This window comes from Kitasatospora sp. MAA19 (assembly GCF_029894125.1).
Lineage (GTDB): Bacteria > Actinomycetota > Actinomycetes > Streptomycetales > Streptomycetaceae > Kitasatospora.
In genome coordinates this window covers 418560-435771 of the sequence record NZ_JARXYZ010000004.1, presented here as the reverse complement: position 1 = coordinate 435771, position 17212 = coordinate 418560, and the positions used below count along the sequence as shown (strand labels likewise).

At 73.0% G+C, this 17212-nt stretch carries 13 protein-coding genes; 7 read left to right on the top strand and 6 right to left on the bottom strand.

Annotated features, from left to right (window positions below; genetic code table 11):
- Nucleotides 1–149 precede the first annotated feature (149 nt).
- Complete coding sequence (locus P3T27_RS09870) at nucleotides 150–1364, bottom strand: pyridoxal phosphate-dependent aminotransferase (protein WP_280676497.1); 1215 nt, start codon at nucleotides 1362–1364, stop codon at nucleotides 150–152.
- Between the two features lie 334 nt (nucleotides 1365–1698).
- Between P3T27_RS09870 and P3T27_RS09865 the strand changes: the two genes are divergently transcribed.
- On the top strand, nucleotides 1699–2412 hold the full coding sequence (locus P3T27_RS09865; protein WP_280676495.1) for a prepilin peptidase: 714 nt from the start codon (nucleotides 1699–1701) through the stop codon (nucleotides 2410–2412).
- 130 nt (nucleotides 2413–2542) lie between these two features.
- On the opposite strand, the gene P3T27_RS09860 is transcribed toward P3T27_RS09865, so the two are convergent.
- The gene (locus P3T27_RS09860; RefSeq protein ID WP_280676493.1) at nucleotides 2543–4156 is read right to left on the bottom strand and encodes a glycosyl hydrolase family 18 protein; all 1614 of its coding nucleotides are present in this window, start codon (nucleotides 4154–4156) and stop codon (nucleotides 2543–2545) included.
- A gap of 379 nt (nucleotides 4157–4535) precedes the next feature.
- On the opposite strand from P3T27_RS09860, the gene P3T27_RS09855 reads away from it, so the two are divergent.
- From P3T27_RS09855 to P3T27_RS09840, 4 genes are all read left to right on the top strand, one after another.
- On the top strand, nucleotides 4536–5330 hold the full coding sequence (locus P3T27_RS09855; protein WP_280676491.1) for an isoprenyl transferase: 795 nt from the start codon (nucleotides 4536–4538) through the stop codon (nucleotides 5328–5330).
- Nucleotides 5331–5534: 204 nt separating this feature from the next.
- Nucleotides 5535–6869, top strand: coding sequence for a PhoH family protein (locus P3T27_RS09850; protein WP_280676489.1), 1335 nt, complete (start codon nucleotides 5535–5537; stop codon nucleotides 6867–6869).
- A 433-nt stretch (nucleotides 6870–7302) separates the two neighbouring features.
- A complete protein-coding gene (locus P3T27_RS09845; protein WP_280676487.1) occupies nucleotides 7303–8061 on the top strand; it encodes a transglycosylase SLT domain-containing protein in 759 nt (252 codons plus the stop codon).
- Between the two features lie 483 nt (nucleotides 8062–8544).
- A complete protein-coding gene (locus tag P3T27_RS09840) occupies nucleotides 8545–9954 on the top strand; it encodes an AI-2E family transporter (protein ID WP_280676485.1) in 1410 nt (469 codons plus the stop codon).
- A gap of 66 nt (nucleotides 9955–10020) precedes the next feature.
- On the opposite strand, the gene P3T27_RS09835 is transcribed toward P3T27_RS09840, so the two are convergent.
- Both P3T27_RS09835 and P3T27_RS09830 read right to left on the bottom strand, forming a co-directional pair.
- The gene (locus P3T27_RS09835; RefSeq protein ID WP_280676482.1) at nucleotides 10021–10563 is read right to left on the bottom strand and encodes an alkyl hydroperoxide reductase; all 543 of its coding nucleotides are present in this window, start codon (nucleotides 10561–10563) and stop codon (nucleotides 10021–10023) included.
- A 3-nt stretch (nucleotides 10564–10566) separates the two neighbouring features.
- Nucleotides 10567–11118 carry a peroxiredoxin gene (locus P3T27_RS09830; protein WP_063347991.1) on the bottom strand — a complete coding sequence of 184 codons (552 nt, stop codon included), beginning with the start codon at nucleotides 11116–11118 and terminating at the stop codon, nucleotides 10567–10569.
- A 191-nt stretch (nucleotides 11119–11309) separates the two neighbouring features.
- Between P3T27_RS09830 and P3T27_RS09825 the strand changes: the two genes are divergently transcribed.
- A complete protein-coding gene (locus P3T27_RS09825; protein WP_280676479.1) occupies nucleotides 11310–12260 on the top strand; it encodes a LysR substrate-binding domain-containing protein in 951 nt (316 codons plus the stop codon).
- A gap of 47 nt (nucleotides 12261–12307) precedes the next feature.
- Here P3T27_RS09825 and P3T27_RS09820 read toward each other — a convergent pair whose 3' ends face one another.
- Entirely contained in the window at nucleotides 12308–12931 is a 624-nt protein-coding gene (locus P3T27_RS09820; RefSeq protein WP_280676477.1) for a TetR/AcrR family transcriptional regulator, read from the bottom strand.
- Between the two features lie 156 nt (nucleotides 12932–13087).
- Between P3T27_RS09820 and P3T27_RS09815 the strand changes: the two genes are divergently transcribed.
- A complete protein-coding gene (locus tag P3T27_RS09815) occupies nucleotides 13088–15280 on the top strand; it encodes an MMPL family transporter (protein ID WP_280676475.1) in 2193 nt (730 codons plus the stop codon).
- Nucleotides 15281–15332: 52 nt separating this feature from the next.
- On the opposite strand, the gene P3T27_RS09810 is transcribed toward P3T27_RS09815, so the two are convergent.
- Nucleotides 15333–17186 carry a SpoIIE family protein phosphatase gene (locus P3T27_RS09810; RefSeq protein WP_280676473.1) on the bottom strand — a complete coding sequence of 618 codons (1854 nt, stop codon included), beginning with the start codon at nucleotides 17184–17186 and terminating at the stop codon, nucleotides 15333–15335.
- Between the last annotated feature and the right edge of the window lie 26 nt (nucleotides 17187–17212).

Sequence of the window (17212 nt, the reverse complement as noted above, 5' to 3'; positions counted from 1 at the left end):
GAACCGCGCGCCCGCCGAGCGACAGGACGGCCGGAGTTCCGCCGGGCGGTCTTTCCCCGACCAAGGAGACCGCCAGGGCCGGGACTCCGGCCGTAGTGCTTTTCCTGCCCACCGGCGCACTGGCCCACCGGCCCACCGATCAGGACCGGTCAGGGCTGGACGTAGCCGCTCAGGAAGTCGCCGATCCGGGTCACCGCGTCGGTGATCTCCTCCGGCCTGGGCAGCGTGACCAGCCGGAAGTGGTCCGGCTCGGGCCAGTTGAAGCCGGTGCCCTGGACCAGCAGGATGCGCTGGGAGCGCAGCAGGTCCAGCACCATCTGGGCGTCGTCCTTGATCTTGTAGACCTTCGGGTCCAGCCGCGGGAACGCGTACAGCGCGCCCTTGGGCTTGACGCAGCTGACCCCCGGGATCTCGTTGAGCAGCCGGTACGCGGCGTCGCGCGAGGCCAGCAGCCGCCCGCCGGGCAGCACCAAGTCCCGGATCGACTGCCGGCCGCCGAGCGCGGCGGCCACCGCGTGCTGGGCGGGCATGTTGGCGCACAGCCGCATCGAGGCGAGGGTGGCCAGGCCCTCGATGTAACTGTGGGCGCGGTTCCGGTCGCCGGAGAGCACCATCCAGCCGGAGCGGAAGCCCGCGACCCGGTAGGCCTTGGACAGGCCGTTGAAGGTGACGCAGAAGAGGTCCGGAGCCAGGGTGGCCAGCGGGATGTGCTCGGCGTCGTCGTAGAGGATCTTGTCGTAGATCTCGTCCGCGTAGACGATCAGCTGGTGCCGACGGGCGATCTCGACGATGCCCTCCAGCACCTCGCGTGGGTAGACCGCGCCGGTCGGGTTGTTCGGGTTGATCACCACGATCGCCCGGGTCCGGTCGGTGACCTTGGCCTCGACGTCGGCGAGGTCCGGGTACCACTCGGCCTGCTCGTCGCAGCGGTAGTGCACCGCGGTGCCGCCGGCCAGCGAGACCGAGGCGGTCCAGAGCGGGTAGTCGGGGGCCGGGACGAGCACCTCGTCGCCGTCGTCCAGCAGCGCGGTCATGGCCAGCTGGATCAGCTCGGAGACGCCGTTGCCGAGGAAGACGTCCTCGACGCCCAGCCCGTGCAGGCCGCGGTCCTCGTAGTGCATGACCACCGCGCGGCGGGCGGAGAGCAGGCCCTTGGAGTCGCCGTACCCGTGCGCGGTCGCGAGGTTGCGCAGGATGTCCTGGAGGATCTCGGGCGGCGCCTCGAAGCCGAAGAGGGCGGGGTTGCCGGTGTTGAGCTTGAGAATGCGGTGGCCCTGGTCCTCCAGCCGCATCGCCTCGTCGAGTACCGGGCCGCGGATGTCGTAGCAGACATGGGCGAGCTTGCTGGACTGGATGACCTGCATGACTGCTTACTCTAGGGGCACATCCGGGCACTTCAGCGCGCGTCCGGGGGCGCGCGCCGGACTGCCCGGAGCGGCCTCCTTGGATCGGCAGGCGGGGGCGTCGGCCGACCTTCCAAACCAGGGGCGTGCTGTCCAGGATGTCCCTGTACATGAGGAAATCGGTCTGGGGTCCCGTCCGGGACGAGATGGGCGGCACCCGGTTTCACCGGCAGCGCGCCCGCCGCGTGGGTCTTCGCCACGATCGTCGCCCCGTTGGATGATGTGGCCGGTGCGCCCCGCCCGGTCGCCGGGCGCCGCACGGCCGTACGGGTGTCGATCGAGAGGGGGTGCGCCGGTGCTGGTAGCCGCAGTCGGTGCGGGGCTGGCCGCGATCCTGGTGGCTCCGCTGCTGCGCGGGCTGGTCGCCCGGTTCGCCGTGCCGGAGGGCGAACCCTGGTGCGGCGCCTGCCCGTTGTGCGGGCGCGAGGTGCTGCTGCTGCCGCCGACCGGGCGCTGTCCGGGCTGCCGGGAGCGGCTGGGTGCGGGCGCCTGGTCGGTGGAGCTGGTGGCGGCCGTCGTCGCGGTCGTGGTGGCGTACGCGGCGCCCGGGCCGTCGGTCGCGGCGCTGGCCTGGGTGGCCGGGCTCGGCGTGGTGCTCGGCTTCGTCGACGCCCGGGTGCGCCGGCTGCCGTACCGCCTGGTCCTGCCGCTGGCCGGCGGGGTGGCCGCGCTGCTGGCGGTGGCGGCGCTGGCCGAGGGGCGGCCGGGGGTGCTGCTGCGCTGCCTGCTGGTGGCGTGCGCGGTCGGTGCGCTGCTCGAACTGTTGGTCTGGCTGGGCGGGTTGGGCCCGGGGGACTCCCCGCTGGGGTTCGCCCTGGGCGGGCTGCTCGGCTGGTACGGCTGGCCGGTGGCGGCGGGCGGGCTGTTCGCCGCGGTGGTGCTGGCCGGGTTCTGGGCGATCCTGCGGGCCGCCGCCGCGCTGGCCCGCCGGCGCCCGGTGCGCGGACTCGACGTCCCGGTGGGCCCGTTCCTGCTGCTCGGTGCGCTGCTGGCGGTGCTGGCCCGGTAGCGCCCGGCACGCGGCCTCCGGACGCCGCCCGGGCCCCGGACGCGGGAGGGGTCCGCCGTACCGGTCAGGTACGGCGGGCCCGCCGCCGGCGCGCCGGCCCCACCCTCAAGGAGCGGCGCGCCGGGGGGAGTTACGGCATCTTGTGGACGAACGGGCCGACCGCGTTGGAGAACGCGTTGCCGTTGTTGGCGTCCCAGTTGGTGGACCAGGTCATCGCGCCGCGGATGGTGGGCCACTTGGCCGGCGGGACGAAGCTGCCGCAGTTGTTGCCGGTGGCCAGGCAGTCCAGCGCGTTGTTCACCACCGTCGGCGAGACGTAGCCGCCGCCGGCCGCCTTGGCGGAGGCGGGGACGCCGATGCCGACCTGGTCGGGCCGCAGGCCGCCCTGGATGTGGGTGCAGACCTGCGAGGTGATGAAGTCGATGGTGCCCTGGTTGTAGACCTTGCCGTCGCAGCCGTTCATGCCGCCCGAGTTGTAGAACTGGGTGTTGACGACGGTGAGGATGTCCTTGGTGTTCAGCGCCAGCTGGAAGTAGGCGCCGGAGGTGCTGTACATCCCGATCGTCTCGGGCGCCATGGTCAGGACGAAGCCGGGGCCGACCTTGGCCTGCAGGGCGTGCAGCGCGTTGCCGAGCGGTCCGGCCTGGACGCCGTTCTCCAGGTCGACGTCGATGCCGTCGAAGCCGTAGTCCTTGATGATCGAGTACGCGCTGTTGGCGAAGGTGTTGCCGGCGGTGGCGTCGCCGACGGTGATCGCGCCGTTCTGGCCGCCGATGGAGAGGATGACCTTCTTGCCGGCCGCCTGCTTGGCCTTGATGTCGGCGCGGAACTGCGCGTCGGTGTAGCCGCCGAGGGCCTTGGACAGGCCCGGGTCCAGGGTGAAGCTGATCGCGCCGGTCTGGGTCGGCACGGCGTCGGCGAAGGAGACCGCGATGATGTCGTACGCGTTCTGCACGTCGCTCAGGCGCTGCGGGGTCGAGCCGTTGTCGAAGTTCTGCCAGTAGCCGGTGACCGCGTGCGCGGGCAGGCCGGTGGCCGGCGGGGTGGTGGCGGTCGCGGTGGCCGTGGGGGTCGGCGTCGCGGTCTGGGTGGGCGTCGGGGTCGGGGTCGCGGTGGCCGTCGGCGAGCCGGTCGCGGTGGCGGAGGAGGTCGCGGTGGCCGTGGCGGTCGGCGACGGGGTGGCCGTGGCGGTCGGGCTCGGCGTGGAGGTGCCGCCCGGGCCGACCAGGCTGACGTCGTCGGCGAGGTAGGCGCTCTGGCCGTACCAGCCGTGCAGGTAGACGGTGACGCTGGTGGCGTTCGCGCCGGTGGTGAAGGTGGTGGACAGCTGGTTCCAGCTGTTCTGGTTCGACCAGGCGGACGGGTCGGTGCCGCCGGTACCGCGCGCGCCGAGGTAGACGTACGGCCCCTGCACCCAGGCGCTCAGCGTGTAGCTGGTGTTGGGCAGCACGCTGATGGTCTGGGTGCACTCGGCGGTGTCGCCGGCGCCCGGGGTGGCCTGCAGCGCGCCGGTGCCGGCGTGGACCGGGGAGGAGACGGTGGTCGCCGCGCCGGCGCAGGTCCAGCCGCCCAGCCCGCTGTCGAAGCCGCCGTTGGCGACCAGGTTGCCGACCGCCGCACTGGCGCCGCCGGCGAAGAGGGCCAGGCCGCCGCCGGCCAGGGCGAGGGCGGTGGCGCCGGCCGCGACGGCCGGGAGGGGGCTGCGCCGGCGCTTGTGCGCAGGCTGGTTCAGCGTACGGGCCATGGGATGACACTCCTGGGGAGGGAGCGGCCGCCGCGGTGGGGGGCGCGGCGGCCGCGTGTGGGGGAGGGGAGGTCCGCTGTGGTGCGTGGGGGAGGGGCGGGGTGGGGGGCGTTCCGCCTTGGATCAAAAGCTGGACTAGACCATTGCCGGTCGTCAAGCATCGGACAGTCGGCTTACGGATTCCTTAAGGATTCGGAGACCGTTCCGTGTCCGCCGTCCCGGCGCCCCGGCCGGGCCCGCGACACGCCCGCCGGGACGGACTTCGTACAGGACCGTGACCAGACCGCTACCTGCTGCTTTACCGTGCGCGTGCCCGCCGGAGTAGGCTGCGCCGGGGCGGTGACGCACCAGCTGAACGAGCACGGAGGGGCCGGGAATCATGGGTCTGCGCGATGTCGCGGAACGGACGCCGGGGCTGCGAACCCTGCTGGGCGGGATGTACGGGCTCTACGGCCGCCGGGTCGAGGTCCACCTCGCCCGCACCCCGCACCACATCGGCGTGATCCTGGACGGCAACCGCCGCTGGGCGAAGGCCGCCGGCGGCTCCACGGTGTACGGCCACCAACGCGGTGCCGACAAGATCAGCGAGTTCCTCGGCTGGTGCGACGAGACCCACGTCACGGTCGTCACCCTGTGGATGCTCTCCACCGACAACCTCGACCGCCCCGCCGACGAGCTCGTCCCGCTGCTCGGGATCATCGAGGACGCCGTCACCGGCCTGGCCGCCGCCCGCCGCTGGAAGGTCCACCCGGTCGGGGCGCTGGACCTGCTCCCGCAGCACACCGCCGACGTGCTCAAGCGGGCCGCCGAGGAGACCGCCGACATCGACGGCATCACCGTCAACGTCGCGGTCGGCTACGGGGGCCGGCACGAGATCGCCGACGCCGTCCGCTCGCTGCTCCAGGAGCACGCCGGGCGCGGCACCTCGATCGAGGAACTGGCCGAGATCCTCGACGTCGAGCACATCGCCGAGCACCTCTACACCCGCAACCAGCCCGACCCGGACCTGATCATCCGCACCTCGGGCGAGCAGCGGCTGTCCGGTTTCCTGCTCTGGCAGAGCGCGCACAGCGAGTTCTACTTCTGCGAGGCGTACTGGCCGGCCTTCCGCAAGGTCGACTTCCTGCGGGCGCTGCGCGCCTTCGAGCAGCGCAACCGCCGACTGGGCCTCTGACCGCCGAAGTGACCGCCGTAGGGCTGGCCTACCCGGGGCCCGCGTGAGGCCAAACGTTCACCGGCAATGATCCGTCAGTTCGCCGGGGGCGCGAATGCACCGCCCCTCGCCTGGGAATACTCCAGGCAGTCCGGTCCCGAGGCCACCGGGGCAGCGGGGCCGGCTTGCCGCGGATGACGCAGGGTCATCCGCTCTGGAGGCCTAGTGGTCAGTTCCAAGAGCCGCCGGACGCCAGACCGGCGCACGTACGTTCTCGACACCAGCGTGCTCCTGGCGGACCCTCTCGCCATGACGCGCTTCGAGGAGCACGAGGTCGTCCTTCCGGTGGTGGTCGTCACCGAGCTGGAGGCCAAGCGGCACCATCCGGAGCTGGGCTACTTCGCCCGCCAGGCGCTGCGGCTGCTCGACGACTACCGCATCCGCCACGGCCGGCTCGACGAGCCGATCCCGGTCGGCGAGCTCGGCGGCACCATCCGGGTCGAGCTCAACCACTCCGACCTGTCGATACTGCCGGCCGGCTACCGGGTCGGCGGCGGCGAGGCGGACAGCCGGATCCTCGCGGTCGCCCGCAACCTGCAGGCCGAGGGGTACGACGTCACCGTCGTCTCCAAGGACCTGCCGCTGCGGATCAAGGCCAGCTCGGTGGGTCTGCTCGCCGAGGAGTACCGGGCCGAACTCGCGATCACCTCCGGCTGGACGGGCATGTCTGAGCTGCACGTCCCGGCCGATCAGGTGGACGCGCTGTTCGCGGCCGGCCACGACGCCGCGGTGGACGTCGAGGGCGCCGCCGAGTTGCCCGTCCACACCGGACTGGTGCTCACCTCGGAGCGGGGTCGGGCGCTCGGCCGGGTGACCGGCGACGGCCGGGTCCGGCTGGTGCGCGGCGAGCGCGAGGCGTTCGGGCTGCGCGGGCGCAGCGCCGAGCAGCGGGTGGCGCTGGACCTGCTGCTCGATCCGGACGTCGGCATCGTCTCGATGGGCGGCCGGGCCGGCACCGGCAAGTCCGCGTTGGCGCTGTGCGCGGGGCTGGAGGCGGTGCTGGAGCGGGGGCAGCACCGCAAGGTGATGGTCTTCCGGCCGCTGTACGCGGTCGGCGGGCAGGAGCTCGGCTACCTGCCGGGCTCCGAGACGGAGAAGATGAGCCCCTGGGCGCAGGCGGTCTTCGACACCCTCTCCGCCGTCACCACCCCGGACGTGATCGAGGAGGTCATCTCCCGCGGGATGCTGGAGGTGCTGCCGCTGACCCACATCCGGGGGCGCTCGCTGCACGACGCGTTCGTGATCGTGGACGAGGCCCAGTCGCTGGAGCGCAACGTCCTGCTGACGGTGCTGTCCCGGATCGGCCAGGGCTCGCGGGTGGTGCTCACCCACGACGTGGCGCAGCGGGACAACCTCCGGGTGGGCCGGTACGACGGCGTGGTGGCGGTGGTGGAGAAGCTGAAGGGGCATCCGCTCTTCGCCCACATCACGCTCACCCGCTCGGAGCGTTCGCCGATCGCGGCGCTGGTCACGGAGATGCTGGAGGACATCCACCCGTGATCCGTCCCTGACCAGGACACAGTCGGACAATACGGTCAATTCTCGGTGCAGGGCCCGCTTCTGGCGAGGCGGGCCCTCACCCCTTTCATCACATCGAGTGCTTTCCGTCCGGGGAACTCCCGTGCGGTGAATGTGACATGCGCCACGCGAACGGGAATTGCGTCGACAGCGTCCGGTGCGGCATGGTGAGGGTTCTGTCAGGCCCCGCGTACGGCGTGGCAGGGCTTCCGGACCCCGGGAGTCCAGTCCGGATGGTCCGCCAACTCCGGTCGGTGGACGGACAATTGAACACCGATGAGCCGTACGCCGCCCGATTCCAACGCCTGGTCGCCTCACCTCGACCGGACGCCGGGCCAGTACCTCCCGTGACCAGAGCACCGTGCGGAGGTCAGTGTCAAGGGGCATGTTGCGTCCGCACGGTCACGCGTGGGCGATGCTGGAAGGAATCCATGTGACTCGGATCTCGGTCCGGGGAGTCGCTGTGGCCTCTGCCACCGCCGTCACCGCTGTCGGTGCCGTCGTGGGTATGGCCTCGGGCAGCGAGGGCAAGACGACGCAGACGGTCGATGTCGCCGGCGCGACCCTGCTTGCCGAAGTCCCCTCTGGCGCCCAGGCGCAGACCATCAGTGACAACATCGGCCAGCAGGCGACCGCCCAGCAGGCCTCTGCCGACGCCGCCGCCAAGGCCGCCGCCGAGCAGAAGGCCGCCGAGGAGGCCGCGCGCCAGAAGGCCGCCGCGGACGCCCAGGCGAAGGCCGACGCCCAGGCCAAGGCCGACGCGGAGAAGGCGGCCAAGGCCGCCGACGACAAGCGCAAGGCCGACGAGGCCGCCGCCAACCGCTCCAAGGCCCGTTCGGCGATGGCTGCCACCGACAACAGCGCCCCGCCGGTCTCGGTCAGCCCCGGCTCGGTCCAGGACATCGCCCGGCAGGTCGTCGGCGACGACGCCCAGTTCCAGTGCTTCAGCCAGATCGTGAAGCGCGAGAGCGGTTGGGACTACACCGCGACCAACAAGAGCTCCGGCGCGTACGGCCTGGTCCAGGCGCTGCCCGGCACCAAGATGGCCTCGGCCGGTGCCGACTGGCGCACCAACCCGGCCACCCAGATCAAGTGGGGTCTGGGCTACATGAACAGCCGCTACGGCAGCCCCTGCGGCGCCTGGTCGTTCTGGCAGTCCCACAACTGGTACTAGGAGTCACCACCCCCTGCGGTGGACTCCGTACGGCCCCCGGTCGCTCGTCGGACCCGACGAGTGACCGGGGGCCGTCGCTTTCCCGCCGGTTGGGCGGAGGGTCGGGCCGCGCCGCCCGGGCTGCGCTGACCAGTGCGCCCACGGGCGGTGCGGGCCCGGGTGCGGACGCGGGGCGCGGGAAGGGGTCCTGGTTGCTTCCCGCACCGGCCGGTCCGCCGACAGTTGGTCTGCGGCCGGGACCGCTGAGGCCGGGATCTCGCCCTCCCCGGGGTCTCGTCCCGACTCCTCCCCAGCGATCCAGGTCCGAAACCATCTGAAATCTGGCGTTTTGCCCCGGTTTGGTGACGAGGTTGTTCGAGCCGAACCCGCCGGGGGTCGGACTCGCCGCGCCCCCGCCCGGTAGCGTCATCCCTGACGGCCGTGGCGGGACCCACGGCGTACCGCCGGGCACGGCGGCTCAGCAGGGGAGCGGTGGTAGCGAGGATGGCGCGGGGCGGAAAGGCCTTCAAGGCCGTGGCCAAGGGCATGGCCGTGGTGGCGAGCGCGGCCGCCGTGATCGAACGGCGCCGGCGCGCCGCGATGACGGCGGACCCGCACGAGCTCGCCGTCCCCGTGCTGGCCGGGGCGCCCGATCCGGTCCCGGCCCCGCGGGCCGAGCCCGCCGCGGCGCCGTCCTCCGAACCGGCGGCCCCGGCGGCCTCGGCCACCCCCGCGTCGGCCGCGCCCGCCGGCCTCGGCCGGGAGTACCACCCCGGCCGGCCCGCCACCCCGGCCGAGGCCGTGCCCTGGGGGCTGCGGGTGGCCGCCGAGTCGACCTGGCGGCTGCTGCTGCTCGGCGCCGCGCTCTACGTCGTCTTCTACATCGTCGACATGCTGCGGCTGGTCGCCTTCGCGGTGCTGGCCTCGCTGCTGATCTCCGCGCTGCTGGAGCCGACGGTCTCCTGGCTGCGGCGGCACGGGGTGCCGCGCTCGCTGGCGGCGGGCGCGGTGTTCCTGAGCGGGTTGGCCGGAATCGGACTGGTCGGCTGGTTCGTGGTCTGGCAGGTGTCCACCAACCTGTCGAAGGTCACCAGTCGCGTGCAGGACGGTGTGAACACGCTGCGGGACTGGCTGAGCACCGGGCCGCTGCACCTGACCCAGCAGCAGATCAACGACTACGCCGACCAGATCGGCAAGGCGATCACCACCAACACCGACCAGATCACCTCGGCCAGCCTGACCGGTGCGCAGATCGCCGTCGAGGTGCTGACCGCGGTGGCGCTGGCCTTCTTCACCACCTTCTTCTTCCTCTACGACGGCGCGCGGATCTGGAACTGGGCGCTGCGCGGGCTGCCCCGGCACTCCCGCTTCGCCATGGCCGGCGCCGGCCCGAAGGCCTGGGCGACGCTCACCGCGTACGTGCGCGGCACCGTCTGCGTGGCCTTCATCGACGCGGTCTGCATCGGCATCGGCATCGATCTGCTGGGCGTGCCGATGGCGATGCCGCTGGCCGTGATCATCTTCCTGGGCGCCTTCGTCCCGCTGGTCGGCGCCCTCGTCACCGGCACGGTCGCGATGCTGATCGCCCTGGTCACCGAGGGGCCGTGGACGGCGCTGATGGTGCTGATCGTGCTGGTCGCGGTGATGCAGGTCGAGAGCCACATCCTCCAGCCGCTGATCCTCGGCCGCGCCGTCCGGGTGCACCCGCTGGGCGTCGTCCTCGGCGTCGCGGCCGGCGGCATCATCGGCGGCATCGGCGGCGCGGTGGTGGCCGTCCCCCTGATCGCCGTCACCAACACCGTGATCACCCACCTGCGCCGGCGCAACGAGGCCGGTCAGGCCGTCTTCACCGCGCTGGAGGCCGCCCGCGAAGCCGCCGGCCGCAGTGCCGCGGCCCCGCCCGCGGAGAGCTGACAACGCCGACGGGCCCCTTCCGGACGTGGTGTCCGGAAGGGGCCCGTCGGCGTTGGCGCGGGTCCGTCAGGCGGTGGCGTCGGCCAGGGCGGCCTCGGCGTCGAGGACGCCGGCCACGGCCTGCAGGACGGCGGCGATCTTCATCGAGGCCTGGACGACCTCGCGCTCGACGCCGGCCTTGCGCAGGACGGCCTCGTGCGAGTCGAGGCACTGGCCGCAGCCGTTGATGGCCGACACGGCGAAGCACCAGAGCTCGAAGTCGACCTTCTCGACGCCCGGAGTGCCGATGATGTTCATCCGCAGACCGGCGCGCATCGTGCTGTACTCCTTGTCGGAGAGCAGGTGCAGCGTCCGGTAGTAGACGTTGTTCATCCCCATGATCGCGGCCGCGCCCTTGGCGGCGGTGTACGCCTCCGGGGAGAGGTTGGCCTTGGCCTCGGGCTCCAGCTCGCGCAGCAGACCGGCGCTGCGGGTGGCCATCGCGCAGGACAGCACGGTGCCCCAGAGCTGCTGGGCGGGGAGGTCGGAGTTGCCGATGACCGAGCCCAGGTTGAGCTTGAGGTCCTTGGCGTAGTCCGGGAGGGCGGCCTTCAGGTCGTCGAGGGCCATGGGTCAGCCCGCCAGCAGGGCCTGGGCGTCGAGGGTGTCCTCGCCCTTGGTCCAGTTGCACGGGCACAGCTCGTCGGTCTGCAGGGCGTCCAGCACCCGCAGGACCTCCTTGGGGTTACGGCCGACGGAGCCGGCGGTCACCATGACGAACTGGATCTCGTTGTTCGGGTCGACGATGAACACCGCGCGCTGGGCGGTGCCGTCCGCGCCCTCGACGCCGCAGGCGCGCATCAGGTCGTGCTTGACGTCGGCCAGCATCGGGAAGGGCAGGTCGCGCAGGTCCTTGTGGTCCTTGCGCCAGGCGTGGTGCACGAACTCGGAGTCACCGGAGACGCCGAGGATCTGGGCGTCGCGGTCGGCGAACTCGTCGTTCAGCTTGCCGAACGCGGCGATCTCGGTCGGGCAGACGAAGGTGAAGTCCATCGGCCAGAAGAAGACGATCTTCCACTTGCCCTCGTAGGACTTGTGGTTGATCTCGGCGAAGGCGTTCGCGGCGTCCAGGTCGACGCAGGCGTTGAGTTCGAACTCGGGGAACTTGTCACCGATCGTGAGCACGTTCGCTTCTCCTGAAGTGAGACTGAGGGGAGTTTGTCCGGATTCCGGACACGTCCTACGTTTCCACATCGTGGACTGATCAGGGAAATAGCTAGACTGGATGTGTCTGATCGGAGATGGCTATCAGTACCGAACTTCCCACGTCCCGGCCCCGGCCCCGCAGGGGTGCCGCCGCCAGGCCCGAGTCCGTTGTGGCGAGCGCCACAGTCCGCAGCCCCCGGACGCCGACCGTCGCCCAGCTCAGGGCGTTCCTCGCGGTCGCCGAGCACCGGCACTTCCGGGAGGCCGCCGCTGCCACCGGGACCAGTCAGCCGGCGCTGTCCGGGGCGATCGCGGCGCTGGAGGAGTCGCTGGGCGCGCAGCTGGTCGAGCGTACGACGCGCAGGGTGATTATCACTCCCTTGGGGGAGCGCGTGCGCGAGCATGCACGCCGGGTGCTCGCCTCGCTGCAGGCCCTCACCGAGGAGGTCGACGCGGCCCGCCGCCCGTTCACCGGGCCGCTGCACCTCGGTGTCATCCCGACCGTCGCGCCCTACCTGCTGCCCACCGTGCTGCGGTTGGTCCGCGACCGCTTCCCGGAGCTGGAGCTGCACGTCCACGAGGAGCGCACGCCCTCGCTGCTGGAGGGACTGGCCGCCGGGCGGCTGGACGTCCTACTGCTCGCACTCCCGGCCGGCGGCGTCTCCCCGACCCGGGACATCCCGCTGTTCGACGAGGACTTCGTCCTGGTCACCCCGCCCGACCATCCGCTCGCCGGGCGGATCGACGTCCCGCGCGACGTGCTGCTCGACCTGGACGTGCTGCTGCTGGAGGAGGGCCACTGCCTGCGCGACCAGGCCCTCGACATCTGCCGCGAGGTCGGCGCCGATCCGACGGGCTCCACCACCCGTGCGGCCGGTCTGTCCACCCTGGTGCAACTGGTCGCCGGCGGCCTCGGGGTGACGCTGCTGCCGGCCACCGCGCTGGACGTCGAGGCCGGCCGCACCGACCGGCTGGCCGCCGTGCGCTTCGCCGCCCCGGCGCCCGGCCGCCGGATCGGGCTGGCCACCCGCCCCGGTTCGGCGCGCAGTGCCGAGTACGAACGCTTCGCGGTCGCGCTGCGCGAGGTGCTGGCCGAACTCCCGGTCCGGATCGTCTCCTAGCCCCCTGGCTCCCTGGTCTCCGGGCCCCCGGAATTGCCGCCGAGGGCCTACGGCCTCGCCGGGGCGCCGAGGCAGAGCCCGACCGTGGTGGCCACCAGCAGGTCCAGGGCCCGCAGGGTGTCCGGGTCGGGCTGCTCGCCCGGCGCGCGCAGCGCCAGGTAGCGGTCGGTGAGGCCGTCGAAGCCGGTGAGGAAGTGGACGGCGATCTCCCGGGCGGGCATGGCCAGTTGGAGGCCGTGCGCGTCGGCGAGCGCGGTGAGCATCTCCGCCGCGGTGCCCTCGATCCCGTGCTGGAGCGCCCGCATGATCTCCTGCAGGTCCGGGTCGCGCATCGCCAGCGCCGCGAACTCGCTCAGCAGCACGCACCGCCCGTCCTCGCCGGTCGAGCTCTCCCAGAGCGCGTGGACCAGTGTCCCGACCTGCTCGCCGAAGGAGCCGTCGCCCGGGTAGGAGGCGCGGACGTGGCCGATGAACTCGGCGGTCAGCTGCTCGACGACGGCCCGGTAGAGGTCCTTCTTGGTGCCGAAGGTGTAGTGCACCGTCGCCTGCGCCACGCCTAACTCGGCCGCGATCGCGCGGGTGCTGCCGGCGGCGACCCCCTCCCGGGTCATCAGGTCGAGGGCGGCCTGGACCAGTTGCGGACGGCGTTCGGAGGCGGGGACATGAGCCATCCAGCCAGGGTATCGCCATGGTCGGATAACTGTGTCGAACGATTCTGTCACTTGATTCGGTCGGACAACTTTGTCACCTGACAAGGTTGCGCGTACGGTGGAGCGCGACCTGCTTCAGGCACCTGCCTGCCCGACGACCTGACCGAGGGGTCACCCATGGCCACGTACCTCTACCGACTGGGCCACTACTGCTTCCGGCGAAGGCGGGCGGTGCTGGCCGTCTGGATCGCCGTGCTGATCGCGCTCGGCGGGGCCGCAGGGGCGTTCGCCGGCAAGACCAGCGACGAGTTCAAGGTGCCGGGCACCGAGGCGCAGACCACCCTGGACCGGATCAAGGACACCTTCCCGCAGCAGGCCCACGGCTCCGCCCAGGTCGTCTTCGCGGCCCCCGCGCCCGGCGGCGCCACCGCGCCCGAGGCGGGCCGGGCCGTCAGCGAGGCGGTCGGCCGGATCGCCGCCGTCCCGGGCGTCGCCGCCGTGCCCGACCCGTACGCCACCGGCGCCGTCTCGCCGGACGGCCGGGTCGCGATCGCCCTGGTCTCGTTCGACCACAAGCTCGCCGACGTCACCGACCAGCAGCGCGAGGCCGTCAGGGCCGCCGCCGAGCCGGCCCGCGCGGCCGGGCTGGACGTCGCCTTCGGCGGCGACGCGTACAACAAGATGGCGCAGGTCGACGGCGGGGAGGTGATCGGCCTGGTGGTGGCCGGGGTGGTCCTGGTGGTCACCCTCGGCTCATTGGTCGCCGCCGGGCTGCCGCTGCTGACCGCCCTGGTCGGGGTCGGCGCGGCGCTGGCCGCGATCATGGCGCTGTCCGGCTCGTTCGAGATCATCACCACCGCGCCGGTGCTGGCGCTGATGGTCGGCCTCGCCGTCGGCATCGACTACGCGCTGTTCATCCTCTCCCGGCACCGCCGCCACCTGGACGAGGGCCTGGAGCCGGACGAGGCCGCCGCCCGCGCCACCGCCACCGCCGGCAGCGCCGTCGTCTTCGCCGGCCTGACCGTCGTCGTGGCGCTCGCCGGGCTCGCCGTCGCGGGCGTCCCCTTCCTGACCGTGATGGGCCTGGCCGCCTCCGGCGCCGTCGTGGTCGCCGTCCTGGTCGCGATCACGTTGCTGCCCGCGCTGCTCGGCTTCGCCGGCCGTGCCATCGACCGGCTGCCGGTCCGGAAGCGGGCGCTGCACCGCGAGACCCGCCCCGACGGCCGCACCACCCTGGGCGAGCGCTGGGCCCGCTTCGTGGTCCGCCGCCCGCTGGCGGTGCTGCTCGCCGGACTGGCCGGGCTGGGCCTGCTCGCCGTGCCCGCCGCGAGCCTCGACCTCGGCCTGCCGGGCGGCGGTTCGCAGGCCGCCGGCACCGACGCGCGCAAGGCCTACGACCTGGTCGGCGCCGGCTTCGGGCCGGGCTTCAACGCGCCGCTGGTGGTCGTCGTGGACGCCCAGGGCGCGCCGCGGCCGGAGCAGGCGGTGCAGGGCGTGGCGGCCCGGCTGCAGACCCTGCCGGGCGTGCGGACGCTGCTGCCCCCGACCGTCGACCGGACCGGCGGCACCGCCCTGCTGACCGTCATCCCGCAGACCGGGCCGGACGACGCCGGCACCAGGACACTGGTCAACGAGATCCGAGACCAGCGCGAGTCGCTGAAGTCCGCCACCGGCGCGGACATCGCCGTCACCGGCACCACCGCCGCCAACATCGACGTCTCCACCAAGCTCGGCCAGGCGCTGCCGCCGTTCCTCGCGGTGATCGTCGGCATCGCGGTGGTGCTGCTGGCGCTGGCGTTCCGCTCGGTGCTCGTCCCGCTCAAGGCGGTGGCCGGATTCCTGCTCAGCATCACCGCCTCGCTCGGCGCGGTGGTCGCGGTCTACCAGTGGGGCTGGCTGGACGGCCTGATCGACGTGCCGAAGGTCGGGCCGGTGGTGAGCTTCGTGCCGATCCTGCTGATCGGCGTGCTGTTCGGGCTGGCGATGGACTACGAGCTGTTCCTGGTCTCCGGGATGAAGGAGGAGTACGTCCACGGCAGGGCGCCGCGGGACGCGGTCGTGGCCGGGGTGCGGGGCGGCGCCCGGGTGGTCACGGCGGCGGCACTGATCATGGTGTCGGTGTTCGGCTCGTTCGTCTTCGGCCACGACCCGATCGTGCAGCCGATCGGCTTCGCCCTCGCGGTGGGCGTGCTGGTGGACGCCTTCGTGGTGCGGATGGCGCTGGTGCCGGCCGCGATGACGCTGTTCGGCCGGGCCGCCTGGTGGTTCCCGAAGCGGCTGGAGAAGGTCGTGCCGCGGGTCGACATGGAGGGCGAGCAGCTGATCGCTCGCCTGGAGGAGCGGCCGGCGAAGGAGCCGGTCGGGGTCTGAACCGCGGTCCGGGCGCTCGGCGGGCCGCTCCCGCCGGGCGCCCGCGCGGGCCCTAGGGCTGCCGCTGCTCGGCGGACGGCTGGGGGAGGCGCTGCTCGAACCAGACCACCTTGCCGGTGCCCAGCCGGGTGGCGCCCCAGCGGTCGGCGCACCTGGCCACTATCTGCAGGCCGCGGCCGCGTTCGTCCTCCGGCCCGGTGCGGCGCGGCCGCGGCAGCAGCGGGCTGTCGTCGCCGACCTCGCAGCGCAGCCGGGTGGTGCGCACCAGGCTCAGGGTGACCGGGCGGGTCGCGTGCTGGACGGCGTTGGTCACCAGCTCGCTGACCATCAGCTCGGTCGCCTCGCTGAGCTCGCCGAGCCCCCAGCGGCGCAGCGTGTGGGCGGCCAGCCGACGGGCCCGACCGGGCGTCTCGTTGCGCGGCTGCAGGTACCAGTGCGCGACGTCCCCGGCCGGGATGCCGTCGAAGCACGCGCCCAGCAGGGCGATGTCGTCGCCGCGGTCGCCCGGCGGCAGGATCCGCAGCGCCTCCTGGCAGAGCTGTTCGGGGGACTGCCAGCGGGCGGCGGCGATCCGGGCGCGGAGCACCTCCAGGCCGTCGCTGATCGGGCGGCTGCGGGTCTCCACCAGGCCGTCGGTGAACAGCAGCAGGGCCGAGCCGGGAGGCGCGGGCAGTTCGACCGAGTTGAAGTCCACCCCGCCGACCCCGATCGGTGCCCCGGAGTCCAGCTCCACCAACTCGGCCGTCCCGTCCGGTCGGACCAGGACGGGCGGGACGTGCCCGGCGTTGGCCAGCACCACCCGGTTGGCGATCGGGTCGTACACCGCGTACACGCAGGTCGCCAGGTGCTGCTCGCGGCCGAGCCGCTGGGCCTGCTCGTCCAGGTGGTAGAGCACCTCGTGCGGCGGCAGGTCGAGGGCCGCCAACGTCTGGGCGCTGGTGCGCAGTTGGCCCATGATGGCGGCCGAGGTGAGCGAGTGGCCCATCACGTCGCCGACGATCAGGGCGACCCGGTTGCCGGGCAGCGGTACGGCGTCGTACCAGTCGCCGCCGACCTGTGCGCCGCGCTCGCCGGGCAGGTAGCGCTGGGCCAGCCGGACGCCGTGCGGCTGCGGCAGGCGCAACGGCAGCATGCTGCGCTGGAGTTCGTTGGCTATCTCCCACTCGCGGGCGTACCGCAGCGCGGTGTCCACCGCCAGCCCCGCCTGGGTGGCGAGGTGTGCGGCGGTCGCGATGTCGGCGGCGTCGAAGGCGGGCCGGCCGGTGCGTTCAGGAGGGCGGCGGATCAGCACCAGCAGTCCGAGGACGGCCTTGCGGCCGCGCAACGGCAGGGCCAGCACCGAGGTGCCCGCCGCCAACCGGGCCAGCCCGCGGGTGCCGTACAGCTCGCGCAGCAGCGCCTCGGTGCGTTCGGCGCCGGGCGTGCCGAGCACCGCGGACTCGGCGGGGCGGCGGCTCAGCAGGGCGTGCGCGAGCGCCCCGCCGCGGGTCACCGGGGTGGCGGGGCCGGTGTCGGCGGCCGAGCGGGAGCCGTACCGGGAGCGGTGCCGGTCGTCCGCGCCGCTCGGCCGGCCGCGCCGTCCGATCCGGGTGCCGGTGCTGTGGTGGATCCGCAGCTCGTCCGGGAAGCCGGGTTCGCGTTCGACGTTGGGCAGCGGGTCGCGCAGGTGGACCACGGCGGCGTCGGCCAGGGTCGGGACCAGCACCCGGCCGATGTTGCGCAGCGTCGCGGACAGGTCGAGCGCGCTGTTGATCCGCCGGGTCGCCGAATCGAGGTAGCCGAGCCGGCCCGCCACGTCCTCACGGTTCGGGTGGCCGGCCGGAGCGTGCGCCGGCGCCGGGAGCCCGCCGCGCTGGCCCGGGACGGCAGGCGGCTGTCCGGCCTCGGTCTTGAGCTGGTCGCGCACGGGCTGCCTGTCCTGGATTCGGTGGG

Excerpts from the sequence above, each read along its gene's own strand:
- P3T27_RS09870 (WP_280676497.1), bottom strand. The coding sequence starts at position 1,364 with ATGCAGGTCATCCAGTCCAGCAAGCTCGCCCATGTCTGCTACGACATC.
- P3T27_RS09860 (WP_280676493.1), bottom strand. The coding sequence starts at position 4,156 with ATGGCCCGTACGCTGAACCAGCCTGCGCACAAGCGCCGGCGCAGCCCC.
- P3T27_RS09855 (WP_280676491.1), top strand. The coding sequence starts at position 4,536 with ATGGGTCTGCGCGATGTCGCGGAACGGACGCCGGGGCTGCGAACCCTG.
- P3T27_RS09845 (WP_280676487.1), top strand. The coding sequence starts at position 7,303 with ATGCTGGAAGGAATCCATGTGACTCGGATCTCGGTCCGGGGAGTCGCT.
- P3T27_RS09840 (WP_280676485.1), top strand. The coding sequence starts at position 8,545 with ATGGCGCGGGGCGGAAAGGCCTTCAAGGCCGTGGCCAAGGGCATGGCC.
- P3T27_RS09835 (WP_280676482.1), bottom strand. The coding sequence starts at position 10,563 with ATGGCCCTCGACGACCTGAAGGCCGCCCTCCCGGACTACGCCAAGGAC.
- P3T27_RS09820 (WP_280676477.1), bottom strand. The coding sequence starts at position 12,931 with ATGGCTCATGTCCCCGCCTCCGAACGCCGTCCGCAACTGGTCCAGGCC.
- P3T27_RS09815 (WP_280676475.1), top strand. The coding sequence starts at position 13,088 with ATGGCCACGTACCTCTACCGACTGGGCCACTACTGCTTCCGGCGAAGG.